We start from the raw sequence: 25,888 nt of genomic DNA on the forward strand, positions 1-25,888 counted from the left end.
CTGGCGCGGCGAAGGACCGTCGCGAGGTTTGACCTGCGCGACGCATGCTCCGCGACGGCGTATCAGCATTGCCGATCGCGCATGCTAACCGTGCATCTGGGTCAGGAACTTAGTGTTGAGATAAGCGCCCATCGCTTCTGTACCACCTTCCGAACCGTATCCGGAGTCCTTGATTCCTCCGAAGGGAGTCTCCGGTAAGGCAAGGCCTTGGTGGTTGATCGACACCATTCCACTCTCCACGATCGAGCCGAGCGCGCCGATCGTCGCCGCTGACTTCGTATACGCATATGCAGCAAGGCCATAAGGGAGCCGATTCGCTTCGACCATGGCATCCTCGAATGTCGAGAACGACGCGATTGGCACAACAGGGCCGAATGGCTCCTCGTTCATAATGCGCGAGTCGAGAGGCACGTCCGTCAGAACCGTCGGTTGAAAGAAGAAGCCATCGTTGCGCAGGCGCCTCCCACCTGTCCGGATGCGCGCGCCGCGCTGAACGGCGTCCGAGACCAGCGCGTCCATCGCCTCGGCTCGACGGAGATTAGCTAGTGGTCCCATTTGGGTCGCTTCGTCGAGGCCGTCGCCGACGACGAGAGCTTTGGCAGCAGCGGTGAATTGTTCAACGAAGTCGTCGTAGACCCGTTCATGGACCATGAACCGGGTCGGAGAAACACAAACCTGGCCGGCATTCCTGAACTTTGCCGCGGACAGCAATTTTGCCGCTTGTTTGACATCTGCGTCCTCGAAGACTAGCGCAGGCGCATGTCCACCTAGCTCCATCGTAACGCGCTTCATGTGACTTCCAGCGAGAGCCGCAAGCCGCTTCCCGACTGGCGTCGAACCCGTGAACGAAATCTTGCGAATGACAGGGTGGGCAATCAAGTATTCCGATATGTCGGACGGCACACCGAAAACGAGATTGAGGACACCGGAGGGCAAGCCGGCATCGACATAAGCATTGACCAGAGCTGCACAACTTGCCGGCGTTTCTTCGGGTCCCTTCAGAATCACGGAGCACCCGGCCGCCATCGCAGCTGATATCTTTCTGACGGCTTGGTTGATCGGAAAATTCCACGGCGTGAAGGCGGCGACAGGCCCAACTGGCTCGCGGATCACGACCTGCTGTACGGCGCCGGAACGAGACGGAATGGTCCGACCGTAGGATCGACGCGCCTCCTCCGCGAACCAGTCGATGATGTCTGCGCCGAGCAACACCTCCATCTTCGCCTCGCCCAGCGGCTTGCCTTGCTCGAGCGTCATGATACGCGCGATTGAGGCGGCTCGCTCGCGGAGCTTTTCGGCAGCCCCACGCATCAATTTGTATCGCTCGAAGGAAGACGTCCTCCGCCACAATTCGAACCCGCGCACGGCCGATTCAAGTGCGTCGTCGAGATCGGGGATAGACGCGTGCGCAACCGTTCCGATCAATTTTCCCGTCGCCGGATTCAGGATGGGCTCGACCTTTCCGCTCGTTCCATCGCGCCAGGATCCATCGATGAACAACTTTGTATCGGGGTACATCTGCTCGCGACTTGTCACCATTTCCATCCGTCCGGTCTATAATTCGTTAAACTGAGGTAGCCGCTGACAGCAACTCCTCGGCACGCTTTTTCAAGTCGTGCTTTCTAATCTTCCCGTTCGGGGCTACCGGAAGTTGCGGCAAGACAATGATCTGCTGCGGCTTCTTGTATGGTGCAAGCTGCCGCTCCACGAGCGCGAGCAGTTCGGCCACTTCGATGGTGCTTCCAGGGGTCGGCTCAACGAAAGCGATGATCTCCTCGTTACCCTCGATTGATCGCCCGACTACCGCGGAATTGAGAACCGCCGGATGAGAATTGAGGACAGCCTCGATTTCGGGCGGATAGACGTTGAAGCCGGACCTGATAATTAGCTCCTTGGACCGTCCTTGGACCACCAGTTCGCCGCCGGGCGACCGGCTGACGATATCTCCGGTTTTCAAATATCCTTCGCGATCGATCGCCTCGGCGGTCTTGTCCGGCTGACCATAGTACCCCAACATCACATTGGGCCCGCGAACGAGCAGTTCGCCCGCTTCGCCATCGGGTACTTCCCGCCCATCAGGTCCGACGATCTTGGTTTCGATTCCCGGGATTGGGGGTCCGATGTTGATTTCGTTGCTTCCCATGGCATACAGCGTCCGACTGATGGTTGGAGACGTCTCGGTCAGCCCGTAACCATTATGAAGCACCACGCCGAACACTCGCTCGACGCTCTGTCGCAGAGAGAGATCGAGCGGTGCCGTTCCAGTATAGACATAACGAAGGTTATTGGGCGTGAGCTTGATATTGTTCTGATCGACGTAAGCGATGATCCGCGACAACATCGCAGGAACGGCATTGAAGGTGGTCAACGAACCATTCACGACGGCGTCGATTGCTTGCGTGAGAGAGAACCTCGGCATGATCCGCAGGTGCGCGCCGACAAACAACATACTTTGCAGCAACGTCAATCCGTACGAATGAGAGATCGGCATAACGCAAAGTGTGACGTCCTCGGGAAAGAGCGTGTTGGTTCTTTTGCCCCGGCCCGCCACGTAAGCGAGGTTGCGATGACTGAGCATCACTCCCTTCGGGCGACCGGTAGTCCCCGTCGTGTAGATGAGAACTGCAACCTGACGGGCGGGATCCTCATAGACCTCCTCGGGAACGGCGCTCGCCTCTAACTTCCCGACCTTGATCGCTCCAATCCCCGTGAACGATTCGGCTTCCGCGCCGCGCCGGCACGCCGCAGCATCTGCTTCCACTGATATTCCATGCGTATAGAATACGCGTCTGGGCTTGCAGTCACTCTCAATAGCGCCCAGTTCGTGCGGGCCGAGCCGTGCGCTCGTCATCACTGCCCATGCATCAAGCCGGCTCGCCGCATACATAAGGACGATGGCGCCGATTGAGTTCTCGCCCACCACCATGACCCGATCACCGGGACGGATCCCTAGACGCGCCAAGTCACCTGCAACGGCCTCGATCGTATCAATCAGTCTCCGATAGGACCAAACGATGCCCCGCTCGTCAGTAAGAGCCGGCCGGGATGCTCCTGCTTTGGCCCCCTCATCCACAATGAGGTGGATGCGTCGCGGCAGGCTAGTCAAATAATCCACTTCCATGGCGGGCCCGATCTTCTTCGCCAGAACTTCCGCATCCAGCTCCTCGACTACAAGCGGCCGCGGATGACGAGGTTAGTCTGTTGTTGGATTGTCACCGATATTGGTCCGACCAGTTTGGTATGATCACACTCGTGTTGTCAAGTGCGTTTTGAGCGCCGCCGCATAACGGCGCGCGCCAACGGCCTGAACTCGTACAATCGATCGAAATTGAGCTTTCTAAGCCGCCGCGTCGCGCACGTAACGTGCAGTGCGGGTACGCATAGTCACCAGTTCCTCGGCGGAGGTCGGGTGCAGCGCCATAGTGGCGTCGAAGTCCGCCTTGGTAGCCTTCATCTTTACGGCAATGGCGATGACCTGAACCAATTCGGCCGCGTCCGATCCAACGATATGGCAACCCACGACGCGGTCGCTCCCCGCGTCAACCACCAGTTTCATCAACACCCGCGACTCGCTGCCGGACAGTGTCGCCTTCAACGGGCGGAACGCGGCCTTGTAGACATCAACGATAGCGAACTGCGCCCGTGCCTGCGCCTCGGTGAGGCCCACGGTGCCAACCTGGGGCTGCGTGAACACGGCGGTTGGAATATCGGCATGATCGACCTTCACCTCGCGCTTGCCGAATACGGTGTCGGCGAAGGCATGGCCCTCGCGGATCGCCACCGGCGTCAGGTTGAAGCGATGGGTGACGTCGCCGACCGCATAGATGTGCGGCACCGAGGTCTGCGAAAATTCGTTGACGGCAATGCCGCCATTCTTCGGGTTGATGGCGACGCCCGCCTTCTCGAGCCCGAGATTGGCGACGTTGGGATGACGTCCGATGGCGAACATCACCTTGTCGGAGGCGACGCTGGAGCCGTTCGACAGATGCGAGGTGAACTCGTCGCCGTGCTTCTCGACCTTGTCCACGGTGCAGCCGGTGAGAACGGTGATGCCATCCTTCTCCATCTCGGCGCGGACATGGGCGCGCACGTCGTCGTCGAACCCGCGCAGGATGTTGTCGCCGCGATAGACCACAGTCACGAGGGAACCCAGGCCCGAGAAGATGCACGCAAACTCCAGCGCGATATAGCCACCGCCCTGGATCAGGATCCGCTTCGGCAATTCGGGTAGATGAAATGCTTCGTTCGATGAGATGACATGCTCGATGCCGGGAATGGTCTTGCCGTTGTTCGGTGCGCCGCCGGTGGCGATCAGGATATACTTCGAGCGCACCTTCCTGCCGCCGTCGAGCACCAGCGTATGCGTGTCCTCGAACACGGCGCGCGACTTGATCACCTGCACGCCAGATTTCTCCACGTTGGCGGTGTAGGCCGCTTCCAGCCGGGCGATCTCCTTGTCTTTGTTGGCGATCAGGGTGGCCCAGTCGAACGTCGCCGACGGAACGGTCCAGCCGAAGCCCGCGGCATCCGCGATGTCGTGGCTGAAATGCGAGGCGTAGGCGAATAGTTTCTTAGGTACGCACCCGCGAATGACGCAAGTGCCGCCCATCCGATATTCCTCGGCGATCATGACGCGGGCGCCATGGCCAGCGGCGATCCGCGCGGCGCGCACGCCGCCCGAGCCGCCACCTATGACAAACAGATCCGTCTCAAAGCTGTCCATGCTAGGAAATCAATTCTTTAGGTGGATTTGGCGGGTTTCAGATGCTTCAATTTCCTCAACCTGATATCTACTGAAGCAGGGCGGATTCGACCGAGATCCTCAAGATTCCTCCAAAGTACTGGTCGACCAATTTGGCCGGCCATGATTAGCTACCGAGGAAATCGAAATCAAGTGGTCGGCAGGACCAGGCAGGATATTTTAGATGACTGAGCGAAATCGAACCGACAAGCTTGAGGCTCCTTCGAACGCCATCGGAAAAATCCTTTCCTTCATCCGTGAGCGCCGCTATCAGCCCTCCGAACGGTTGCCATCAGAACGCGACTTTGCGGAAAAGTTCGACACCAGTCGCGGCGCGGTTCGAGAGGCTCTGGCCGCACTTGAAACCATGCGAGTGATAGAACGGCGCCCAAATTCTGGAATCTATCTGCGAAAGATTGAAGAGAGCAGCATCGATGCTCTCGTGCTGTATGCCGAATCCGGAGTTCCATTCGAGGCCAAGGAAATCGCCGACGTCATGGAGGTCCGCCGTATGCTCGAGGGGCAGGCGGTCAGGTTGGCCTGCACACGCAGGACTGCGGACAACATCCGCGAGATCAATGCCATACTTGAAGAGACCAACAAGCGCCTATCCAAGAAGCAAAGCATAGAGCGCGAGGACGAGGCGTTCCATCTTGCGATCTTTTCCGCCACCAAGAATGACATTTTGCTGCGCGTGGCGAGATCGTTCTACGAACTGTCCAGGCATCGACGGAAGGTCTACTTTGCCGACCATAATCGAGGTCGACAATCTTACGAGGACCATTGCGCCATCTTGGAAGCGATTGAAGAGCGGCGGGTAGGCCAAGCCGAACAACAGATGAACGCTCACCTCTCGCGAACAGGGGAGGCGTGGCAAGCGCTTTTAGGAGAAACCAAAGTCACAAAACGTTAGTCTTCCCGGCCATCCCGTCCGCCATCTCTACGCGAAATACCCCAGTGTAGCGCGAAGCACGAGCCCGTGCTTCGCTCGAACAGAGCCTAACCTTTTAGCGCACCCGCCGTCAGCCCTGCGACGAAATATCGATAGCAGAACATAAAGATGACGAACAACGGCAGAGCAATAAGGGTTGCGCCGGCGAGTATCTCACCCCAACGCAGATCTTGCGCGCCAAGCATTGATGCCAACCCCACGGGCAATGTCTTGCGATCATCACTCATGATGAGGATGAGCGCGAATACGTAGTCTGCCCAGGACAGCAGAAACGAGAAGATGCCGACCGTAATCAAGCCGGGGGCTGAAAGCGGAAGGACCACCTTGATGAAGGCGCCGAACTGGGAACAGCCGTCCACCATTGCTGCCTCCTCCAGGTCGAACGGCATCGATTTGAAAAAGCCCCATAGCAGCCACACCGCCAGCGGCAGCGAAATCGCCAGGTGAGCGATTAGCAGGCCCCACAAGCTGTCGGCTAAACCAGCTATACGGAATAGGGCTGACATCGGAATGACCAGCATCAACGGCGGAAACATGTAAGCGAATAGCATCGACGCAACCAGCGTCGTCTTTCCGCGAAAACGCAGCCTCGTCGCGCCATAGGCAATAAATGACGACAGCGTCGTCGCCACGACGATCGTGGCCATAGCCATCAGGACACTGTTGAGAAAATTCGCCGGATAGTTCGTAAGCTGCAAGAGCGATTTGTATGAACTCAGGTCCGGCGGCCAAAACACCAGTGACGTGTCAAGGAACAGTTTCTCGGGCGGCCGCAGACTAGAGAGGATCATCCAATAGATCGGGAAGAACGAATAGATGCAGATCAGGATAACCGCGACATACAAGCCCACGCGCGCGGCGATTTCCTTCATTGACTTACCTTGATCCTTCTTTCTCTGATTGCTTGAGGCCAACGACGAGACACTTGGAATAGCTTTCCCTGCGCCACTTACGCCACGTGACGTCCGCTCCGCCGGTGAACCAACGACGACAGCAGCAGCAGCGCGGCTTTGATTTTGAACCGGCATCGTCATCGCCCCTGTTTCGCTTCGTCAATCGGAAAGAATCGGAGATAAATCAGGATAATGCACGCCAACATCAAGAACGAGACGGTAGCGACGGCGGCCCCACCTCCCAAGTCGAACTCGAGAAATGCTTTCCGGTAAGCCAACGTCGGAAGCGTCTCGGTTTCATTCAACGGTCCACCCTTCGTCAGCAGCCAGATCACGTCGAATTTGTTAAACATCCAGATCCCTCTCAGGAGGATGACAACGATCAACACGGACCTCAATCCCGGCAGCGTGATATGCCAGAACTGTTTCAAAACGCCGGCACCATCAACGCGAGCTGCTTCGTATAGCTGGGACGGAATCGATTGAAGGCCGGCAAGAACACAGGTCACAACGAACGGCGTCCAGATCCACACGCTGACCAGGACAATAGTCGCCTTCGCATTTGTTGCATCACCTCCCCAGTCGAACATTCCATATCCAAACGACGCAAAGATGCTTTTGAGAAGGCCGTAGTTTGGGTCGAGAATCCATTGCGTGATGAGGCAGGCGACGACCGTCGGAAGGAAGTACGGTACGATCGACAATGCTCGCACAACAGTCTGCCCCACGAACTGCCTGTTGAGAACAAGCGCAATGCTTATACCGAGGACGACTTGTAGCACGATCGCCGAAATGGCGATCGTGATCCCGTTCAACAGAGAGCCCCAGAACAGCGGCTCGCTAAGCACTTTCAGATAGTTGCCGAGTCCTACCCATCGCGGCTGGTCGATGAATGATGACGCCGTGTAGAACGAGAGCTTAATCGAATAGAGGAGAGGCCCGCCAACAATAGCACCGAGCACCAATACACTTCCTATGAACAAACCGATAATTCGCCAGTCCTGTCGCATGACGTGGCCTCTCCTGTCGCCAGTTCCGATGCTCAGCTGATTTTTCGGATTCGATCGGCAGCGGCCTTTACGCAATCACTCGACGACATATTCCTGAGAACCCGATTTTGCAGCATCTCCGGCATAATGTTCGCATCGAAAAGCTTGCACGGCCGCAGATCGATCGACGGACCCGTCATATCCACTGAGTTAAGAACCGTTTTGCTGCCTTCATCAATGAATGACTTCATCTGCTCCATCGTCGCCCAATGCTTTTGAATCATCGGATGATTTTTCCACCGAGGATCGTCGTAAATGTCCAACCGCGCCGGTTGGAAGTTCATCCAGGCGGAGTGCAGCCAATCGATATAGTGCTCGTCAATAAACCATTTTAGAAACTTATAGGCCGCCTCGGTTTGCTTAGTCTTGTAAAGAATGAAGCCATCGAAGGCGAAGGACAGTGCATCCTGCTTACCTGTGCTGTCCGGGGAAGCGAAGATACCATATTTGTTCGCAAGGTCTGGATTGCGAGCTTCGAGCGCCTCGACCACCCGGCCCGAATAAACGGTATGTGCAACCTTCCCCGTCGCAAAAAGGCTCATCAGCTCAGCATAACTGACCGTATTCATGCCAGCCGGCATCGTTTTATAAAGGTCGGCATATAGATCGAGAAAGCGGCCGGTCGGACCGGCATTCTCCGGTGCATCGAGAACCACGTTCCACTTGTCGTCATAGAATTTCGGCGCTTCTGCAAACAGGTTGCCAAAGCTCGCCCAATTGGTGGCACTGTCGCTCGCCAGTGGAATGACGCAGCCGCCCCGCTCGATGTTGCCATCTTTCGTGACAGTCAGCGCTCGGCAATTCTCAAGGAACTCGGCCCATGTCTTGGGAACCTTCAAGCCTTTTTCCTGATACAGATCCTTTCGGTAGAAAACCGTCACCAAATTGTAGTCATAGGGATAGAACCAGTTCTCTCCCTTGTATGACCAAGTCCCCTGCTTGCCCCACGAGTATTTTTTGACGAGATCCGTCAACGGCACAATTTGGTCGGCCATCGCGTATTGCAAAATGTGAGCAATATATCCGGCCGTCGCAATATCGTACGGAGTGCCAGCATTGATGGCCGCCATCGACTTTGCAAAACCGCTACTAATCGGCGTAGAGTCGACGACGATTTTTACGCCGAACTTGCTCTGGTATTCATTGCACGCATTGCGCAGAACCGTTTGGCTCGCAGCGGTCGTTTCAGCGTTTAGAAAGCGAAGCGTTATGCCGGACTGTGCATTGACATAGGGCGCGGAAAGTGAGCCAGCGATACCGGCCGCTGCGCCGGCCGTCGTTTTGAGAAAGCGCCGTCGGTCAATACCGCTCCCATTACCCTCGGAGCCCGACACGCTTAAGCTGAGCCTGTCCATGAAGTTCTCTCCCATTGCCATTTTCGGTGGTTGCTGACGTCTGCTTCAATGTTTTGCCGCTCTTGCGCGAGAAGAGGTGCAACGTCTGTTGAGGAAAAGTTGGTTTGCCCCCTGAAAAGTGGTCCTCCCTGAAGTAGGCTATTGAGCCGTAGGAGGACGTTGGAATGCCCCAGAAGAAGCACAAACCCGAAGAGATCGTGGCGAAGCTGCGCCAAGTCGATGTTCTGTTGTCGCAAGGTCGTTCTGTCGGAGAAGCGGTCCGTTTGATCGGCGTGACGCAGTTTACGTATTACCGGTGGCGCAAGGAGTTCGGTGGCCTGAAGGGTGACCAGGTGAAGCGGCTGAAGGAGCTCGAGAAAGAGAATGACCGGCTGCGCAAGGCGGTCTCGGACCTGACACTCGAGAAGCTGATCCTGAAAGAGGCTGCTTCGGGAAACTTCTGAGCCCCGCTCGCCGTCGCCGTTGCGTCGATCGTGTCATGGCGAAGTTCTCTGTCTCGGAGCGGTTTGCCTGCAAGGTTCTCGGCCAGCATCGTTCGACCCAGCGCAAAAAGCCGCAAGGCCGGCCCGATGAAGAGGCGTTGACCTCCGACATCATCCGGCTCGCTTCCCGCTATGGCCGTTATGGCTATCGCAGGATCACGGCGATGCTGCGGTCTGAAGGCTGGACGGTGAACGCCAAGCGTGTCGAACGGATCTGGCGGCGGGAGGGGCTGAAGGTTCCCCAGAAGCAACCGAAGAAGGGGCGGCTCTGGTTGAATGACGGATCGTGCATCCGGCTTCGACCCGAGCATCCAAACCATGTCTGGTCCTATGACTTCGTCGAGGGTCGGACCCACGATGGCAGGAGATTCCGCATGCTCAACATCATCGACGAGTTCACCAGGGAATGCCTTGCAATCCGCATCGATCGCAAGCTCAACTCGACCGACGTCATCGACGCCCTGTCGGACCTGTTCATCCTGCGTGGTGTGCCCGGCCATGTCCGTTCCGACAACGGCCCGGAGTTCATCGCCAAGGCTGTACGGGAGTGGATCGTAGCCGTCGGCGCAAAGACAGCGTTCATCGAACCTGGAAGCCCTTGGGAGAACGGCTACTGCGAGAGCTTCAACTCGAAGCTCCGCGACGAACTGCTCGACGGTGAGATCTTCTACAGCCTCGCCGAGGCCAAGATCATCATCGAAGCCTGGCGGCGGTACTACAACACCGAGAGGCCACACTCGTCGCTTGGATACAAGCCACCGGCACCCGAGGCCATCATCTGGCCTGCGCCAGCAAGCGGAGCAGCACCGTCATCTGCCCAGGCAATAGCCCCAAGGCCGATCATGAACTAAGATTGAAACCGGACCACCCTATGGGGTCAGGCCATGACCGCCCGACAATTGACGCGGCTTACGTTCAAGTAACGCCTCCAGGCCAAGATTTGACGCCGCAGCGAACACGCGACGGTCGATTTCCTCTTTTGGCGTTCCTCGCACCCGAAGGCCGAAGGCCATGTTTTCGAAAACCGACTTCTGCGGATAGAGAGCGTAGTTCTGAAACACCATCGCAATGTTGCGATCTTTTGGTGGAAGCGCGGTGACGTCCTTTCCGCCGATCAGAATCTTGCCCGAGGTAACGTCATCGAGCCCCGCCAGCATGCGCAGCGTCGTGGACTTGCCGCAACCTGACGGTCCGACGAAAACGACCAACTCGCCATCGGCGATGTCCAGAGAAAAGTCCTGGACCGCCCACGGCCCTCGATCTCCACCAAAGGATTTCGCGACATTCTGGAGAGTTACTCGAGCCATTCGGCAGGACCCCGCTTCACGTTCTTCCCGGTTTCATTTTTTAATTGGATAAACCAATTTGGTATGACCGTAAGTTGTTCATGGTGAGATGTCAAGCTTCGCCACATTGAGACAACGTTCCTAGCGCCGCGTCTCCAGCGCGACAAAGCACCGACCACCTCCATCATTCATCGTCCCAGTGTGGTTTGACCATTTTGGTGTGTCCAATTACACTGACGCAAGCCGCGCGGGTCGTGTGGCTATTCGACGCGCAAATGTCAGGGAAGTGTGATGGCTGGACCGTTGGTGGGTTACCGAGTGCTCGATCTTTCAAGAATTCTCGCTGGGCCCTGGCTGGGACAGTTGCTGTCCGATCTCGGAGCTGAGGTCTGGAAGATCGAACGTCCAGGAACGGGCGACGATACGCGGCAATGGGGCCCACCCTTTCTGCGGAAAGACGGCGGAGTCGACACGACCGAAAGCGCGTATTTCCTGAGTGCTAATCGCGGCAAGCATTCGATATGCGTCGATATATCGACTGAGGAGGGGAGCGCCATTGTTCGCGCGCTTGCCCAGCAGGCTGATCTCGTGATCGAGAACTACAAGGTTGGCGACATGGCGCGTTACGGCCTTGACTACGAGTCACTCAAAAAACTGAAGCCTGACATTATCTACTGCTCGATCACCGGCTACGGCCAGACCGGCCCGATGAAAGATGTAGCAGGATACGATATGGCTATTCAGGCTATAGGCGGCCTGATGAGTATTACCGGAGAGAGTGACGACAGACCCGGCGGAGGCCCTCAGAAGGTCGGAGTTCCGATCGTCGATATTCTCACAGGTATGTATAGCGCGACGGGTGTCATCTCCGCGTTACTGCATCGCGAGCGTACCGGGGAAGGACAGCACATCGACATGGCACTGCTGGATGTCCAGGTCGCCGTTCTTGCCAACCAGAACTTGAACTTCCTCACAACCGGCGTGCCTCCCAAGCGATACGGCAACGCGCATCCAAATATCGTCCCCTATCAAGTCTTCAAGACAAGGGATGGCTCGTTCGTGCTCGCTGTCGGCAACGACCAGCAGTTCCGGAAATTCTGTGCTGCTGCTGGTCTGGCAGAATTGGCGACCGATGGTCGCTTCGTCACGAACACGGATCGGCTCAAAAATCGTGACCAACTTATACCCCTACTGGATGACCATCTGGTACGGGAGACGACCCAGTATTGGATTTCTATTCTGGAGCCCGTGGGGGTCCCTTGTGCGCCTATCAATCGACTGGATGAGGTGTTTGCTCACCCACAAGTGATCCATCGGGAGATGCAGATCAAGCTTCCCCACTCTGCCGGCACAACAGCCCCTCTCGTTGCAAACCCGATCAAGTTTTCCGGGACGAAGATAGAATATACAAAAAGCCCGCCACGACGAGGCGAAGATACGGCGTACATTCTCAAATCCGTACTGAAGTACGACTCGGCAGCAATTCAAAATCTAAATGAGCGGCAGATTATCGATATTGGAACCTCCTGAGCGCGGTTAGGGGCCCAGAGCCCATATCGCGCGTTGGACCATCGCCTTTTCTGGCTGGACAGCGGATTCGGGAGCTAGCAGCAGAACGAGGCATCCTGCGCTGAAAAGCAGGATTGCAATTCTCCAGGATGGAAACATGAGATGACCTCTCCATTGACGGCCAATCTCTGGTCACTATAAATGGTCCTACCAGATTGGTAGGATAGACTAGGGTTCGGAAGTGCCTTTTGCAAGTCTCAAACCGCAATCTGGACTTGGCGGTTTTGGTCGTTGCACGAACAAGCCGTTCGCCGGCTTTGACAAAAATAGGGGATGGAAATGAAGCTCTCGGGATATGATTATGTCATCGTCGGCGCAGGATCGGCAGGGTGCGTGCTTGCCGCACGATTGAGCGAAGATCCCAACGTGAAGGTGTTGCTGCTTGAGGCTGGATCTCCTGCTTCTTCAATCTTTGTTCATATGCCCGCAGGCATTCGCGTGCTCTATACGAGTCCAAAACACAACTGGCAGTTTTGGACTGAACCTCAATCCGGACTAAATAACCGCAAAATCTACATTCCCCGCGGCAAGGTTGTGGGAGGATCATCTGCCATCAACTCTATGATAGCGATCCGGGGAAACCCCGCAGATTACGATGCGTGGGCGGCGCAGGGCCTGCCGGAATGGGGATACGAAAGCCTTCGCCCCTATTTGAGGAAGATCGAGGACGCCAGCGGAGTTACGTCCCAGCACAATCAAGACAGAGGCTATTCTGGTCCTATCCGCTTGTCTTACGGCACCTTGCAACATCCAATCTCGAAAGCCTTCATTGAAAGCGCCAAGTCAGCCGGCCTGCCCGAGAACAACGGATTCAATGGCCCATCTCAGATCGGCGCGGGCTTCTACGAACTCACCATCGCGGATGGCAAACGCTCCGGAGCATTCAAGTTTCTCGATCAAGGAAAGGGGCGGAGCAATCTGACCATCATGGCCAACTGCCAGGTTCGGAGGCTGGCGTTGGAGGGTACGCGCGTTCGGGGCGTCGTGATTGAGAAAGGCGGACGTGAGGTAATCATCCCCGCGGAGCGCGAGGTATTGCTGACGTCCGGCGCGATCTGCTCACCACAATTGTTGATGCTGTCGGGAATTGGACCCGCCGAACATCTGCGATCGCTCGGCATCAAGCCCGTGATCGATTCCGCAGGCGTCGGCAGCAACTTGCAGGATCACCTCGATTGCGCAATCCGGCTGGAGGCATCCCAACCCATCACACTGACTCCGTATCTCGGATTAATCCGAGGTGGCTTAGCGGGCGCGCGATATATGTTCCGCGGCACGGGTCCCGCCACCTCCCAAGGCGTTGAAGCTGGAGCGTTCTGGGGTCCCGATAAACATTCGCAGTGGCCCGAGTGGCAGGCTCATCTCATCGTCGCGCTTCGAAATCCGCCGCCGGGCGAGCGTGTACCGCACGGCTTTGGCATTCGCGTTTGCCAGCTTCGTCCGAAAAGCCGCGGAACATTGCGACTGCGTTCGGCAAATCCGTTGGACATGCCCGCTATCGATCCACGCTTTCTGTCGGACGAGAGCGATTTCGTCAGCATGCAAGAGGGCGTTAGACAGATGTGCGATATTATCGATCAGCCTGCGCTCCAAAAGCTCATTAAGCGGAAGCTCGATCCCGATGCCTTTAAGAGCCCGGAGTCGCGCAAGAAGTGGATACGAGCACGCGCAGAAACGATCTACCACCCCGTCGGAACCTGCCGTATGGGCGAAGATCGCGACGCCGTCGTCGATGGCAAGCTGCGGGTTCGAGGCGTCGACAATCTACGCGTTATCGATGGCTCACTTATGCCGACCGTGATTAGCGGAAACACCAATCTGCCGATTATGGCTATGGCGGAGAAAGCTGCAGAGTTGATTGCGGGGAAGTGACCCAATGTTCTCTCCTCAATGGCAGGAACAGTCTGAAACCTTGCCTTTCATCACACAGGCTATCACTTGATTTCCCGTGATCCCGCTCGTCGTCGGCGGTCTGACGCGAAGGCGTCAGTAAATGGCAGCAAGCGCCGAAGTGCGCCCTCCCTAGACTGCCCGAGGTCCGATGACGGGTCCCGGGCTCCTTTTATGGATTTGATTACCCTTTTGGACGTCAGCCGCAATTGTCAACGACGTCCGTGCTGCTCTGATTGTTTGATAAGGAAGGTCTAACTGGGACAGCCGTGCCGGAGATCAGGTGCGGACGCCACCTAAGCCTAGTAAATCTCTGCCTCAATCGTCCCGCTCAGTTCAACGGTTTATCGGAGGAATTGCTGGCTACTCTGAAGGAGGAGCTTGCGCTGATCGCAGCCGATCCGTCGGTCCGCTGCGTGGTTCTGTCAGCCGCCGGCAAGGCGTTCTGCGCCGGGCACGATCTGCGACAAATGCGAGCCAACCCGCGTCTTGATTACTACAGGCAGCTTTTTGCGCGCTGCACCGACGCAATGCAGACGATTATCGCACTGCCAATTCCGGTCATTGCCCGTGTCCATGGCTTAGCCACCGCTGCCGGCTGCCAACTTGTAGCTAGTTGCGATTTGGCCGTAGCTCGGATGAGGCGCGCTTCGCTGTCTCTGGAATCAATGTCGGGTTGTTCTGTTCCACACCGGCGGTAGCCCTTTCGCGCAACGTGCCAACCAAGCGGGCATTCGAGATGCTTGTGACTGCACGATTCATTGATCCGGCGACCGCCGAGGAATGGGGCTTGATCAATCGCGCGGTTCCCGCTGCCGAACTTGACACCGCGATAGAGGATCTGGCGAAGGTGATCATCGCCAAAAGCCCCGCTGCGATTCGTCACGGAAAAGCGATGTTCTATGCTCAGCACGAGCGCACTCGCGCCGCAGCCTATGCGTTGGCGAGCGAGGTCATGGCGCAGAACATGATGGAGGAAGATGCAGGGGAAGGCATTGATGCCTTCCTCGATAAGCGTCTCTCTTCATCGAAAAGCTAAAGTGCTATAACTCCTGGATCGATGGCTGCAAGCGCGAAGTTCTCGTGATGCTCAGGCGATCCACGAAAGCTGTCAGAGTTGACGCCCAAGGCGACGACGGCGTGCCTTTCGGCCGCTCGCCTATCGTTCTTATTCGCTTTACAACAGAATTGTCCGCGAACTGCTTGAGACCCGCGATAACCCGCGCGTATCTGCGAAACAAGCGGTCGGCACTATCATTGCTGCAATTCACGGCATCGTCACCTTTCCAAAGCATACGCGCACGATGGATTGGATTGATACGCTCGTCATAGCGGAACATGCCATAGATGCTTTACTGCATTCCTGGCGCACAGGGGAGCACGTCCCTTAGTTCAGACGAGTTTCTACCGCACGTTCGAAAAGCACGGCGTTAGGAAGGAAGCTCACATTAACCGCATATGCGCTGGCTAACCTACGCAGTTGGCATAGAAACAAGTTACTCACCGGCAGTCTTCTGGCACTTCTTGCCTGAGCCGTGGCCCGTTTGCGAGCCGCCGGCCGAGTGCCTCTAGGAATCTATCATAACGCTCGCCGCCCTTGGCACGCGCCGACGCCTGCGCGACTTCCGGCAAAGACGCGGTCGATGTCAGCCAGGCGCGAATGAAAATGGCGAAGGCTTCGTTGGCGATGCCAATGTCGCGCTCCAGACGCTGAATGTTGCGATCAATCCGATCGAGACGCTTGGCCAAGGCGGCCTCCCGGCGCTCATCAGCGTCGGGTGACAGGAATGAGGCGATGGCAGCTTCGGCGATCATCGAGCGCGACTGCTCGCGGCGACCCGCGTGGTCGGCCAAGCGATGCGAGAGGTTCGGATCGAGATAGATCGATAGCCGCTTCTTCCTCCCGGACGGTGGCGCGATGTCGGACTGCTGCGTCATGACTTACAACTCCATGCCGTCGCCGGGGTCCAGAGCAATCCGCCGCGCTATCAACCGCATGTCGCGTGCCAGCGCACGATTGGCGACAACCTCGCGCTCCGACTCGTCGGCATCGGGATCGAACTCGTTGGTGGCGGTCGCCATCGGTTCCGGTGCGATATCCTTATGCCGCTCGAGCCCAGGTTCGCGGCGGAGACCGGCATTTGCAGGATCGTCGTCCGGCTTGGCCGCGCCATTTGGTACGGTCGCAGCTTCCGGTGTGACGATGCTCTTGCTCGTTGGCACGGCGACGGGCTTCAACGCAGACCAGTCGTTGCGTTTCGGGGCGAAGCCCGCTTTTGGGTCTTTTGGAACAGGCAGCAGCCGATCCTTGAACCTCCGATCATCATAATACCGTGCCTTCTTGGCGCGGACCGGCGGAACGCCCGCGACCATGACGATCTCGTCGTCGGGCGGAAGTTGCATCACTTCCCCGGCCGTGAGCAGCGGCCGCGCCGTCTCGGAGCGGGAGATCATCAGATGGCCAAGCCAGGGCGCGAGACGGTGGCCGGCATAGTTCTGCATGGCGCGCATCTCGGTCGCGGTGCCGAGCGCATCGCTGACTCTTTTCGCCGTCCTCTCGTCATTGGTCGCAAAGCTGACCCTGACGTGGCAATTGTCCAGGATGGAATTGTTCTGGCCGTAGGCTTTCTCGATCTGGTTCAAGGACTGAGCAATGAGAAATGCCTTGATCTGATAGCCGGCCATGAAAGCAAGCGCGCTCTCGAAGAAGTCGAGTCGGCCGAGCGCCGGAAACTCGTCGAGCATCAGCAACAGCCGATGTCTCCGGCCCTTCGCGTGCAAGTCCTCGGTCAGCCGGCGACCGATCTGATTGAGCACGAGACGCACAAGCGGCTTCGTCCTGCTGATGTCGGAAGGTGGCACCACGAGATAGAGCGTCGTGGGTTTCTCACCAGACACGAGATCCGCGATCCGCCAATCGCAGCGGGCAGTGACGGCCGCGACGACGGGATCGCGATACAGGCCGAGGAATGACATGGCAGTTGAGAGCACGCCCGACCTTTCGTTATCGGACTTGTTGAGCAACTCGCGCGCCGCGCTGGCGATGACGGGATGCGGCCCCTTCTCGCCGAGATGCGGCGTCGTCATCATGGCGGACAATGTCGCCTCGATCGGCCGGCGCGGATCGGACAGGAAGGCCGCGACACCGGCGAGTGTCTTGTCATTCTCGGCGTAGAGCACATGGAGGATCGCGCCGACCAGGAGCGAATGGGATGTCTTCTCCCAATGATTGCGCTTCTCCAACGAACCTTCCGGATCGACCAGTACATCGGCGACGTTCTGAACGTCCCGCACCTCCCACTCGCCTTTCCGCACCTCGAGCAGCGGATTGTAGGCGGCCGAGTCGGCGTTGGTGGGATCGAACAACAACACACGACCGAAGCGGGCGCGCAGGCCCGCCGTCAATTCCCAGTTCTCTCCCTTGATGTCATGCACGATCGACGAGCCCGGCCAGGTCAGCAACGTCGGCACGACAAGACCGACGCCTTTGCCGGATCGTGTCGGCGCAAAGCACAGGACATGCTCGGCGCCGTCGTGTCGCAGATAGGCTCGGTCAAGCCGGCCGAGAACGACACCATCGTCGCCGAGAAGACCCGCGGACTGGACCTCATCCGGCTCGGCCCAGCGAGCCGAGCCGAAGGTACGCACGTCCTTGGCTTCGCGCGCCCGGTAAATCGACATGAGGATGGCGACAGCGATCGCGACGAGTCCACCCGAAGCCGCAATACCGGCGCCCTCCAGAAAGACGTGTGGCGCGTAAGCATCGAAAAAGAACCACCACCAGAAGAAAGCCGGCGCCGGATAGATCGGCAAGCCGACCAGCGCGAACCAGGGTGAGCCGAGCTGTGGCTGAAAGCCGAGCCGCCACGCAACCCACTGCGTCGCGGCCCAGACCGCGAGCAGCACGATCGCGAACACGACGCAGATCTGGCCCCACACGACTCGACTGGCTGACACAGCGAGCAAATCTCCCTGCACGTTGCAATATTCCGTAGAAGAGCAAGGAGTGCGGAGATTTCAACTGCGCCTGTGTCAGTTATCGTAGAACAGCGTAGGTGATCGAAAAAAGACTTGCGGCGTGCGGAAAATCGTCAACATTGGACATAGCGATCAGCGACCCCCATCAAATCCCATCTGCCAGAAGTCGGCTTCGAGTCGCGACGCCTTGCCGAACAGCGCTGCGAGTTCATTGAAGCGCCGTTCGGTCATCGCCCGCGCGGCCAGGTCATCGAGATGGCGTCGCGCCTTGGCCGCAACAGCCTGATAGGCATCGCCTGCATATTCGGCGATCCATTCGCGATAGGGATGGTCGCCGAGCGCGTCGACTCCCTCTGGCACCAGGTGGCGGCCGATCTCCGCATAACCAATGACGCACGGGGCGAGCGCGACATGCAAGTCGAGCAGGTCGCCGGCCGCGCCGCAATCCAGCACGAAACGGGTATAGGCGATCGTCGCCTGATGCTCGGGCGCGGCTTCGATGTCCTGCGGTGACAGCCCCCAGCGGCCGCACAGCCGTACATGAAGATCCATTTCGTCGAGGATGGCCGCCACCCCCGCCTGCGCCGCTTTCATGTCCGCCAGCGTGCGGCTCTTGTAGGTCGCGAGCGCATAAGCGCGGGCGAACTGGATCAGGAACAGATAGTCCTGCACGAGATAGGTTCGGAACGCCGCCTGCGGCAGCGTGCCAGCGCCCATCTGGCGGACGAAGTCGTGGTCGACGTAGCTCTGCCAGTCGTCTGCTGTGGCTGCTTTCAGCCGGTCGAAGACGTCCATCGCTCAACTCTCACTTTCGCAGGAAGCCCTTGAGCAGCGGCCGCTAACATGCCGGCCGGATCATCGACATGTGAGACCGGATCAATCCTGCCAAGGGTTGACTACGACAACGCCCGTGCCCTCGAAATCCCGGACGTTGCGCGTCGCCACGGTCAAGCCGTGGACAAGCGCCGTCGCGGCGATCAGCGCGTCGACCTCGTTGCGCCGGTCGGGAATATGCAGATGCGCGCAGCGCATCGCAATCTGGTCATCAATGGGCAGGATGCGTCCGGCGAACTCCGGCCGGACATGATTGTCCAGCCAGGCGCGCAGGCGCGCGCCCTGCGCGGCGTCGCGACGCTGGATGCCGAGCACGCCGCGTTCCAACTCAAGGATGGTGATTGCCGAGATGAAGAAGCTCTCGGCGTCCTCGGTATCGACCCATGCTGCGACCCTGGCATCGGCCTTTCCGTCGCCGATCTTGCGCAGTTCAGAAACCACGTTGGTGTCGAGCAGATAATTCAAGACAGATCGACCCCGCGCGGCGCGATCTCGACACGCGGCGGATCAAAGTCGATGTCCGACAGGCCCGGCATGGCGAGGGCTTGGGTCAAACGGCAGCGCTTGCCGCTGAGGCGGCAGAACTCGTCATAAGTCATCAGCACATGGGAGGGCTTGCCCCGGTCGGTGATGACGACCGGGCCGTCTTGTGCGGCCTTCTTGGCGCTGCTGACGTCATGATTCAGCTCGCGGCTGGAAAGAGTGGTGATGGTCACGACGCACCTCCATGTAGGCAAGTACCTACATAGGCCAGGCCAGTCTGGATTTCAAGATCAAACCGCTGGGCAGCGACCATGCCCATCCGCCACGGGTCCGCGCACCCTAGCCTTCACAGCCCGAGCCCCCGTTTGCGACCAAACGACCAATCGACGCCGCCATCGGCGCGGGCCACCCCGGAAATATGCCGCCCGATATGTTTCTCGATCGACGGGGTCCATGGCACCAGCTTGAAGCCGAGGCCGTCGTCGATCATGGCGAAGCGGCCAGACGCGAGTGCAAAGCGCCGGCTGTACGTGCCGGCGACAAATTCACCTTCAGCAGATTTCTGGAATGGCATACCGGTCTCGGCCGCGAGCGTGTCGCCGAGCGCGTCCAGCTCGCGTTGCCGGAGCGTACCGATCAGGTTCCGGTTGAATAGGATGCGCTCGCCATCGCGCCGCGCCATGCCATCCTGAATCAGATGTGCGGCGCGGGCCTCCATCGTCTGCTTCACCTCCAGACCGAAGCCGCCGCCAAGATCAACGGGGTCGCGAGCGACTAGCTGGCGGTCGAGCCAGGTCGCGCCGTTCGCCGTCGCCTGCGCCTCGATGGAGAGGTCGGATCGGACCGCCAGTGCGACACGGCGCTCGCCTTTCGCGTCCTCGAAGGATCGCAATTCCACGATCGAGCCCGGCGCGCTGTCGCCGGCCGACTCGATGTCCTGGAGCTTGATGTGGTGGGTGCGGCCGTCGACGCCGTCCACCACGGCATAGGCCGTCCCAACCAATTCGTTGTCGAGGCCGCGTTCGACCAGCCGGCCGATGATCGGGGCGCCATGCGCCTCGCCGGCCAGGACATAGTCGGCCGCGCCACGTGCGATGCCCTGCTCGTCGAGGGCGCGGTGCATCCGCTTGATGATGTCGTTGCGCTGGCCGAGGTCGCGCAACGTCGATTCCGCCTCCTTGGCGATGATCCACTGACCGGAGCCGATGGTCTCGGCAAGGCCGAGGTGTTCGAGGTGGCGCAGGCGTCCGACCTTTTGCGTCAGGTATGCGTCGGGCTGCCGGTCCGGTGACGGCGCCACGTCGATGACGCCCTGCTCGTTGGCGTCGCGGACAAGCTGGCGGTCAAGCTGGGTCCAGCGCTCGGCCTCGACCTGACGGCTCAGCGCGCGGCTGATGTCGAGATCGGTGCGCGGTCCAAGTTCCTGGGTGATGAGATCCTGCGCACGATCGCGCATCCCGCTCTTGATGTAGTCGCGGTCGATCACGAGGTCGCGACCATCATCGGCGCGGCCGCGCACGATGACATGGACGTGGGGGTTGTCGGTGTTCCAGTGATCGACCGCAACCCATTCGAGTTTCGTGCCGAGATCCTTTTCGGCCTGCGCCATCAGTTCGCGGGTGAACCGCTTCAGATCCTCCATATCGCTCGCGTCTTCGGGCGAGACGATGAAGCGGAAGTGGTGCCGGTCGTCCTTGCAGCGCTCGGTGAACTCCTTGACGTTGGCGTCGTCGGTCTCCGGGCCGAACATCTTCGCGCGCTCGCCGTCACGGGTGACGCCATCACGGCGGAGATAGTTGAGATGACGGGCGAGCGGACCGCGCGGACTCTTGTTGCGGACCACGAGCGCCTTGACGGTGCAGAATCGCGTGCGGCTGGTGATGAAGCGATTGGCGCGGATGCTTGCGACGCGGCCGCGCGCGAAATGCGGGCCGCGGCCCGCGGTGATCTTGCCGGAGCGCGAGATGCGGCCGCCGGCCCTCTGCGCGGCGGCGAGCGCCTGAGCGACAAAAGGCAAGGCGCGCTGCGCTCGCGATGAGCGGATGCGCCCTGGGCGAACATGGAAATCGTCATCGCGTGTCATAGCTGAACTCGCGATGTGCGATATTCACTGAAATCATTCGCGAAAATAAAGACGCGCACATCGTGACGACGATCCACGATGTGCAAAAAATCGGAAAAAGCAGAAGCAAAACAACCGACCGTCCAAGCCGCGATGTGCGGCTTTTTATCTTGCCGTCCTGCCGTCGTGGTCTCCGGGTCGCCGGTTCCCGAAAGAGCCACCGCGACCTGGCCGCCAACTCGCGAAGCCCCCACTGCTTCCGAGCGCTTGCGATAGCGATCGTTACCCGAAGGGCCGAGACACCCGAAGGGTGGCTCGGTGAGGAGCGAAGCGACGAGTAGAGCGCGGGCCGAAGGCATCGCCCATACACCATCAGCTTGCGAACCCGCACACCTGGTCATCGCGATACTCCCGAATCCGATCGAGGGACGAACATGCCAATTGGCCGGGGGACCATGGGCGAAACATCGGGCGCCGAGAACGCGGTCGTGACACCGCTAGACGGCATGAGCGCCAACAACCGATCACGCGTCTTCATGAGATCGGATCGCGTGACGAATAGCGTCGCAGCTGCTGATGACTGTCCGCCGGACGTCCACCTCGGCGGCAGTTCGACGGCAAGCAGATTTGCAAGCTTTGCGACGTATGCTCGCGTCTCGTCTGGCAGAGAGCCGCCCGCAAGATGCTCTTCATAGCGAGATGGTCCCGCATTGTACGCCGCAAACACGCCAGGCGAGCCATACCGATCGAGCAGTTCGCGCAAGTACGCCGTACCGGCCAGAATGTTGTCGTGCGGGTCGTAGGGGTCGTTCCCGAGATTGTAGCGCACACGAAGTTCCGCCCAAGTCGCTGGCATGATTTGCATCAGGCCCATTGCGCCTTTTGGCGATCTGGCGTGCACGTCACCAGCACTCTCGATGCGTTGGACTGATCGGATCCAGTTCGGCGCAATCGCAAAGCGTTGTGCGGCTTCATTGATGAAGCCGGCAAATGAGTGAGCGGTCTGACTGATCGCCGGCTGGGCGGTTGATCCGCTCTGGGCCAAAGCAGCACCGTCGAACGCGGTCAGAAGAAGCATCACGGGCACGACTGCACAAACGCGCGTGCCCAACCGACCCAAGCACGCGGTCGGGCTCGCGCCAGCCTTGCAGACATCGATCGAGACGGAGGAATGATCCCGCAATCGATCGAACAAGGGCATGGCGAGGAGAACACGTCGAATACGCACGATCACCCCTCCCACGTCCACACCGGCATCGCACGGCCGATCACGCTGGATGCCGGAAGAAATCCAAAATACCGGCCATCAAGAGAGTCGTCCGACTGCCAGTTCATCAGAAACAGATCGCCGTCGCCGACGACGCGGCAGCCCTGCCATTTCGGCAGCGGCCGGCCGCGTCCGTCGCGGTCCTTCGCCTCGCCCACCGCGACCTCGTCGACCGAAATCGTGAGGCCGGTTCTGCAAACACTCTGCCCCGGAAGGGCGAGCACGCGCTTCAGCATGGGCACGCCAATGGGCAAATAGCCGTTCAAATCGAGGAAGGTCGCGAGCGGCTCCGGCGGCTGCACGGCGACCAATTCAGTAACTTGGAATTGGTCCGCCGGTCGGAGGCGGTAGAGACCGATCGGCACGCTCGCGGATGCGTTCCAGATGTATAGCGGAATCGGCTCCAGGACGATCGTCGCGATGAGCGCAGCAGCGACCCCAATCGTCACGGCCAGCATCGGTAGGCGGCCCGTCATCGCATCACCCTTTGGCGATGGAGCCAGGCCTGATGGCGCGCTTTCGTATACGGGCGCGGGTTTTCATTAACGGACAGACGGTTGTGAACGTGATGCCAATGGTCGGGAGCGACATCAGCCGGATCGACGCCGAGCGCCTCAACGGCATCGATCATCTGCAGCACGCGCTCGACCTTCGGCCAGCCGGACAGGCGCAGCAGAATCTCACCGCCGGGCGTCACATAAGGAACGGTCGAGCAGCGCTGTCCCAGTGCGACCGCGCGCAAGATGTCGATGCGCGAAATGATCGTGCCAAAGTCGTTGGAGGTCCACCGGACGAAGGCAAAGATGCTGCCTGGCGCGAATGACAGGACACGCCGATGGCGATCAAGCTTCCGTTCCCCGACAATGCGACCGAACCGAATGCGGTTTTCGATGCGCTTCTCGAGCCACAACACTTCCACTTCCGTGAGATCGCTCATGCGGCGGCTCCCGGACGCTGGGGCTGGCAGCCGTGAGCTTGGGGCTCGGTCGAGAGTGTGTATCGCCTGCAAAGGCAGGCTGGCCTGTCGGACTGCCGTTGCCGAGCGCCATCGACGCCGCTTTCGGCCTGCTCCGTTAGAAGAAATCCGAAGGATTTCCGGTTAGTAAAGTTAGAGCGGCTGGAAAGCGCGGAGAAACAAGCTCTTAAGCTCGATTCCGGTCCCCGATAGCACGAGGATCGGGTCCCCGATAGCACGAGGGTTGCGGTCCCCGATAGCACGAGCTGATTCACAGGTTGTCCTCCGAATTTGGAATGAGACCGCGCCGGCGCAAGCGGGCCGTTAAGGGATCAACAGGCGTGGGTGCAAAGTTCAGTCGCTCGGTGCCATCAGGGTCGCGCGTGAGCACGAGCTGATAACCGGGCAATGTCTGGCGCTGGACGATCTGGCGCACGTCGTAAGCAAAGTGCTTGAGGGGCGAGAGGATGCCGGACTTGGCATGGAGGTGCACCAGATCAAAACTCCAGCCGCCGTCCTGGCGTCCGCCGTGCTTGCGCACAAGACGATAAAGCCACCTCTCAAGTCCGCCCGTCAGCTCGAAATAGGCGCGATCAATCGTCAGCACGAGCGCGTCATCGATGACGCCAGCGTAGAACCAATCCGGCAGGATCAGCTCGATCCCAAATGGGCGGCCATTTGCATCGGCCGTCTCTTTCCACTCGTTGATCCAGGAGAAGCGATGCCGTCGCCGCTCTGCCGGCTGACGGATCGACGTCAGCACGGTCGTTGACTGAAGTCTGTCGAGACCCGCCTTCAGCCGATCATAGTCGCGTGCGCCGGTGCCGCGGCCGACGAACGTCAGAATTTCATACGGCGTTGCAGCCATCAGGCGCGACGTCTTCAGGCCGGCATCACGGGCTTCGACAATCTGGGACGCGGCCCAGATCAGAACGTCTGCATCCCAGATCGTCGCCATGCCGTGTTCCGGCACGGCTTCGACACGAATTGCGATCGCACCGGCACGGAAGTCGATCGGCACGATCCGCTTAGTCTTTGCGAGGGAGAAGAACGGATACGCCATCAGATCCTGCGCGTCGCGCGGCGCAAGATCGCCGGGCAACGCCCGAAAGAGCTCAAGCTGGTCGCGCTCCGAATGGTGTTTGCGCCGCATGGTCACTACTCTCACGCGGCAATCAGCGACGTTCCTGGCCCGCATACGGGCGCAGCGCGGGCTGCTTCTTGGCCGGCAGTACCGTCCCCTTCCCGGGATCGGACGTCGACGTCTTGGCGCCGCGGTCAGCCCACGCTTTCAGGTCATCGACGGCGTAGACAACACGTCCGCCGATCTTCCGATACGTCGGTCCAGTACCGTACGTGCGGTGCTTCTCGAGCGTGCGACCGGACAGGCCAAGATAGCGCGCGGCCTCAGGTGTACGCAGGAATCGCGGTGGTAGACCGGCCATCGGATCGGGCATTTGAGGACTCCAGGAGGACATCGCACTACGCCTGGCTAGGCCGGCGTGTGTGCGGTCATCATGGAGAAGCAAGATCTCGGAGGGGGATGCCGAATATGGAGGGGGCCGCTTTCGATACCCCCCAACCGGAAGGGCTATTCGTCCCTGCGCCCGGACCGCAGAAGTTTGCGGTAACCACCGCGCATCAACGCAAGGCCGCCTTGCACCAAGCGGATTGTTCGATTGCGCAGATCATGGGTCTTCCAGGCACGGTCGGGGATTCGCTTTTTGCCGAAGAGCGCTTCGGCGATAACGCGATAGCTTCCGCCGGCGCTGCGAGCATCAAGCGCACGGATCGCGGCGCTCAAGCGTTCGCGCCGCTGTTTAGATAGTTGGTGAAAGGCAGGACCTGGTGCGCGTCCATTCATCGCGCGCCACAGCCGGCGGGCTGCATACGCACGCGCGCCGAAATCGCCGTCAAATGGCAGTTCGGCTGCATATGACGCGCCAAGCACCGGTGGATCCTTGGACCAGACACGGTGATCCACTGCACCGATGCGCAGCACGGCGTGCCAGCCGTCGGCGGCGCGGCGCATCTGGCCTGCTGCAAGGTCAAGCAGCGGTTGAGGCGCTGAACTGCGATCGGCGGCCGAGGC

23 protein-coding genes and 2 pseudogenes are annotated in these 25,888 nt (G+C 59.3%); 5 read left to right on the forward strand and 20 right to left on the reverse strand.

Features of this window, described 5'->3' with window-relative positions:
• Positions 1-84: 84 nt before the first annotated feature.
• The 3 genes from ASC80_RS15905 to gor form a co-directional block, all read right to left on the reverse strand.
• Positions 85-1,539: an NAD-dependent succinate-semialdehyde dehydrogenase gene (locus tag ASC80_RS15905; protein ID WP_056300824.1), complete on the reverse strand. Its 1,455-nt coding sequence runs from the start codon at positions 1,537-1,539 to the stop codon at positions 85-87.
• A 25-nt stretch (positions 1,540-1,564) separates the two neighbouring features.
• Positions 1,565-3,121: a class I adenylate-forming enzyme family protein gene (locus ASC80_RS15910; RefSeq protein ID WP_056299318.1), complete on the reverse strand. Its 1,557-nt coding sequence runs from the start codon at positions 3,119-3,121 to the stop codon at positions 1,565-1,567.
• Positions 3,122-3,337: 216 nt separating this feature from the next.
• Entirely contained in the window at positions 3,338-4,723 is a 1,386-nt protein-coding gene (gene gor / locus ASC80_RS15915; RefSeq protein ID WP_056299321.1) for a glutathione-disulfide reductase, read from the reverse strand.
• A gap of 202 nt (positions 4,724-4,925) precedes the next feature.
• Between gor and ASC80_RS15920 the strand changes: the two genes are divergently transcribed.
• Positions 4,926-5,654, forward strand: a complete 729-nt coding sequence (locus tag ASC80_RS15920; RefSeq protein WP_056299323.1) for a FadR/GntR family transcriptional regulator — start codon at positions 4,926-4,928, stop codon at positions 5,652-5,654.
• An 86-nt stretch (positions 5,655-5,740) separates the two neighbouring features.
• Here the strand turns inward: ASC80_RS15920 and ASC80_RS15925 are convergent, their stop codons facing one another.
• The 3 genes from ASC80_RS15925 to ASC80_RS15935 all read right to left on the reverse strand — a co-directional run bounded on the left by ASC80_RS15925 (position 5,741) and on the right by ASC80_RS15935 (position 8,990).
• On the reverse strand, positions 5,741-6,565 hold the full coding sequence (locus ASC80_RS15925; protein WP_056299325.1) for a carbohydrate ABC transporter permease: 825 nt from the start codon (positions 6,563-6,565) through the stop codon (positions 5,741-5,743).
• A 158-nt stretch (positions 6,566-6,723) separates the two neighbouring features.
• A complete protein-coding gene (locus ASC80_RS15930) occupies positions 6,724-7,596 on the reverse strand; it encodes a carbohydrate ABC transporter permease (protein ID WP_056299328.1) in 873 nt (290 codons plus the stop codon).
• A gap of 32 nt (positions 7,597-7,628) precedes the next feature.
• Entirely contained in the window at positions 7,629-8,990 is a 1,362-nt protein-coding gene (locus ASC80_RS15935; RefSeq protein WP_056300829.1) for an ABC transporter substrate-binding protein, read from the reverse strand.
• Between the two features lie 164 nt (positions 8,991-9,154).
• Between ASC80_RS15935 and ASC80_RS15945 the strand changes: the two genes are divergently transcribed.
• A protein-coding gene (locus ASC80_RS15945) for an IS3 family transposase (RefSeq protein WP_102770881.1) occupies positions 9,155-10,323 on the forward strand; the annotation gives its coding sequence in 2 pieces (ribosomal slippage) (positions 9,155-9,419 and positions 9,419-10,323; 1,170 coding nt in all).
• Between the two features lie 36 nt (positions 10,324-10,359).
• On the opposite strand, the pseudogene ASC80_RS15950 reads toward ASC80_RS15945, so the two are convergent.
• Positions 10,360-10,779 (reverse strand): annotated as a pseudogene (locus tag ASC80_RS15950) (ABC transporter ATP-binding protein); the annotation flags it as partial.
• A 270-nt stretch (positions 10,780-11,049) separates the two neighbouring features.
• Here ASC80_RS15950 and ASC80_RS15955 point away from each other — a divergent pair.
• The 3 genes and pseudogenes from ASC80_RS15955 to ASC80_RS15965 all read left to right on the forward strand — a co-directional run bounded on the left by ASC80_RS15955 (position 11,050) and on the right by ASC80_RS15965 (position 15,256).
• Positions 11,050-12,288 (forward strand): CaiB/BaiF CoA transferase family protein, encoded by a 1,239-nt coding sequence (locus ASC80_RS15955; RefSeq protein ID WP_056299331.1) that lies wholly within the window; start codon positions 11,050-11,052, stop codon positions 12,286-12,288.
• A gap of 318 nt (positions 12,289-12,606) precedes the next feature.
• On the forward strand, positions 12,607-14,199 hold the full coding sequence (locus tag ASC80_RS15960; RefSeq protein WP_056300832.1) for a GMC family oxidoreductase: 1,593 nt from the start codon (positions 12,607-12,609) through the stop codon (positions 14,197-14,199).
• Between the two features lie 287 nt (positions 14,200-14,486).
• Positions 14,487-15,256 (forward strand): annotated as a pseudogene (locus tag ASC80_RS15965) (enoyl-CoA hydratase).
• Positions 15,257-15,717: 461 nt separating this feature from the next.
• Here ASC80_RS15965 and ASC80_RS15970 read toward each other — a convergent pair.
• The 13 genes from ASC80_RS15970 to ASC80_RS16025 all read right to left on the reverse strand — a co-directional run bounded on the left by ASC80_RS15970 (position 15,718) and on the right by ASC80_RS16025 (position 25,828).
• Positions 15,718-16,155, reverse strand: coding sequence for a ribbon-helix-helix protein, CopG family (locus tag ASC80_RS15970; protein WP_056299332.1), 438 nt, complete (start codon positions 16,153-16,155; stop codon positions 15,718-15,720).
• Positions 16,156-16,158: 3 nt separating this feature from the next.
• On the reverse strand, positions 16,159-18,174 hold the full coding sequence (locus ASC80_RS15975; RefSeq protein ID WP_056300836.1) for a conjugal transfer protein TraG: 2,016 nt from the start codon (positions 18,172-18,174) through the stop codon (positions 16,159-16,161).
• Between the two features lie 153 nt (positions 18,175-18,327).
• Entirely contained in the window at positions 18,328-18,990 is a 663-nt protein-coding gene (locus ASC80_RS15980; RefSeq protein WP_056299336.1) for a TenA family protein, read from the reverse strand.
• Between the two features lie 81 nt (positions 18,991-19,071).
• On the reverse strand, positions 19,072-19,494 hold the full coding sequence (locus ASC80_RS15985; protein ID WP_056299340.1) for a type II toxin-antitoxin system VapC family toxin: 423 nt from the start codon (positions 19,492-19,494) through the stop codon (positions 19,072-19,074).
• Positions 19,491-19,745 (reverse strand): type II toxin-antitoxin system Phd/YefM family antitoxin, encoded by a 255-nt coding sequence (locus ASC80_RS15990; protein WP_056299343.1) that lies wholly within the window; start codon positions 19,743-19,745, stop codon positions 19,491-19,493. The genes ASC80_RS15985 and ASC80_RS15990 overlap by 4 nt, the downstream gene beginning before the upstream one ends.
• A gap of 113 nt (positions 19,746-19,858) precedes the next feature.
• Entirely contained in the window at positions 19,859-21,595 is a 1,737-nt protein-coding gene (locus ASC80_RS15995; RefSeq protein ID WP_056299346.1) for a relaxase/mobilization nuclease domain-containing protein, read from the reverse strand.
• Positions 21,592-21,975 (reverse strand): hypothetical protein, encoded by a 384-nt coding sequence (locus ASC80_RS23820; protein ID WP_156464435.1) that lies wholly within the window; start codon positions 21,973-21,975, stop codon positions 21,592-21,594. The genes ASC80_RS15995 and ASC80_RS23820 overlap by 4 nt, the downstream gene beginning before the upstream one ends.
• On the reverse strand, positions 21,972-22,802 hold the full coding sequence (locus ASC80_RS16000; RefSeq protein ID WP_006018722.1) for a lytic transglycosylase domain-containing protein: 831 nt from the start codon (positions 22,800-22,802) through the stop codon (positions 21,972-21,974). Before ASC80_RS16000 ends, ASC80_RS23820 begins: the two co-directional genes overlap by 4 nt.
• 2 nt (positions 22,803-22,804) lie before the next feature.
• Positions 22,805-23,317 (reverse strand): S26 family signal peptidase, encoded by a 513-nt coding sequence (locus tag ASC80_RS16005; RefSeq protein WP_006018721.1) that lies wholly within the window; start codon positions 23,315-23,317, stop codon positions 22,805-22,807.
• Positions 23,314-23,778: a DUF2840 domain-containing protein gene (locus ASC80_RS16010; RefSeq protein ID WP_006018720.1), complete on the reverse strand. Its 465-nt coding sequence runs from the start codon at positions 23,776-23,778 to the stop codon at positions 23,314-23,316. Before ASC80_RS16010 ends, ASC80_RS16005 begins: the two co-directional genes overlap by 4 nt.
• Before the next feature lie 289 nt (positions 23,779-24,067).
• On the reverse strand, positions 24,068-24,949 hold the full coding sequence (locus tag ASC80_RS16015; protein WP_006018719.1) for a replication initiator protein A: 882 nt from the start codon (positions 24,947-24,949) through the stop codon (positions 24,068-24,070).
• 22 nt (positions 24,950-24,971) lie between these two features.
• Positions 24,972-25,253: a helix-turn-helix transcriptional regulator gene (locus ASC80_RS16020; protein ID WP_006018718.1), complete on the reverse strand. Its 282-nt coding sequence runs from the start codon at positions 25,251-25,253 to the stop codon at positions 24,972-24,974.
• Positions 25,254-25,387: 134 nt separating this feature from the next.
• Positions 25,388-25,828 carry a DUF2285 domain-containing protein gene (locus ASC80_RS16025; protein ID WP_024337242.1) on the reverse strand — a complete coding sequence of 147 codons (441 nt, stop codon included), beginning with the start codon at positions 25,826-25,828 and terminating at the stop codon, positions 25,388-25,390.
• Between the last annotated feature and the right edge of the window lie 60 nt (positions 25,829-25,888).

Source organism: Afipia sp. Root123D2, assembly GCF_001425835.1.
Lineage (GTDB): Bacteria > Pseudomonadota > Alphaproteobacteria > Rhizobiales > Xanthobacteraceae > Afipia.

Bases quoted from the DNA above. Each gene is read 5' to 3' on its own strand.
- ASC80_RS15925 (WP_056299325.1), bottom strand. From the start codon at position 6,565: ATGAAGGAAATCGCCGCGCGCGTGGGCTTGTATGTCGCGGTTATCCTG.
- ASC80_RS15930 (WP_056299328.1), bottom strand. From the start codon at position 7,596: ATGCGACAGGACTGGCGAATTATCGGTTTGTTCATAGGAAGTGTATTG.
- ASC80_RS16025 (WP_024337242.1), bottom strand. From the start codon at position 25,828: ATGCGCCGCGCCGCCGACGGCTGGCACGCCGTGCTGCGCATCGGTGCA.
- ASC80_RS15905 (WP_056300824.1), bottom strand. From the start codon at position 1,539: ATGGTGACAAGTCGCGAGCAGATGTACCCCGATACAAAGTTGTTCATC.
- ASC80_RS15955 (WP_056299331.1), top strand. From the start codon at position 11,050: ATGGCTGGACCGTTGGTGGGTTACCGAGTGCTCGATCTTTCAAGAATT.
- ASC80_RS15970 (WP_056299332.1), bottom strand. From the start codon at position 16,155: ATGACGCAGCAGTCCGACATCGCGCCACCGTCCGGGAGGAAGAAGCGG.
- ASC80_RS15935 (WP_056300829.1), bottom strand. From the start codon at position 8,990: ATGGACAGGCTCAGCTTAAGCGTGTCGGGCTCCGAGGGTAATGGGAGC.
- ASC80_RS15910 (WP_056299318.1), bottom strand. From the start codon at position 3,121: ATGGAAGTGGATTATTTGACTAGCCTGCCGCGACGCATCCACCTCATT.
- gor (WP_056299321.1), bottom strand. From the start codon at position 4,723: ATGGACAGCTTTGAGACGGATCTGTTTGTCATAGGTGGCGGCTCGGGC.
- ASC80_RS16020 (WP_006018718.1), bottom strand. From the start codon at position 25,253: ATGCCCGATCCGATGGCCGGTCTACCACCGCGATTCCTGCGTACACCT.
- ASC80_RS16015 (WP_006018719.1), bottom strand. From the start codon at position 24,949: ATGCGGCGCAAACACCATTCGGAGCGCGACCAGCTTGAGCTCTTTCGG.
- ASC80_RS15920 (WP_056299323.1), top strand. From the start codon at position 4,926: ATGACTGAGCGAAATCGAACCGACAAGCTTGAGGCTCCTTCGAACGCC.
- ASC80_RS23820 (WP_156464435.1), bottom strand. From the start codon at position 21,975: ATGACCAGGTGTGCGGGTTCGCAAGCTGATGGTGTATGGGCGATGCCT.
- ASC80_RS15960 (WP_056300832.1), top strand. From the start codon at position 12,607: ATGAAGCTCTCGGGATATGATTATGTCATCGTCGGCGCAGGATCGGCA.
- ASC80_RS16005 (WP_006018721.1), bottom strand. From the start codon at position 23,317: ATGACGGGCCGCCTACCGATGCTGGCCGTGACGATTGGGGTCGCTGCT.
- ASC80_RS15980 (WP_056299336.1), bottom strand. From the start codon at position 18,990: ATGGACGTCTTCGACCGGCTGAAAGCAGCCACAGCAGACGACTGGCAG.
- ASC80_RS15995 (WP_056299346.1), bottom strand. From the start codon at position 21,595: ATGACACGCGATGACGATTTCCATGTTCGCCCAGGGCGCATCCGCTCA.
- ASC80_RS16010 (WP_006018720.1), bottom strand. From the start codon at position 23,778: ATGAGCGATCTCACGGAAGTGGAAGTGTTGTGGCTCGAGAAGCGCATC.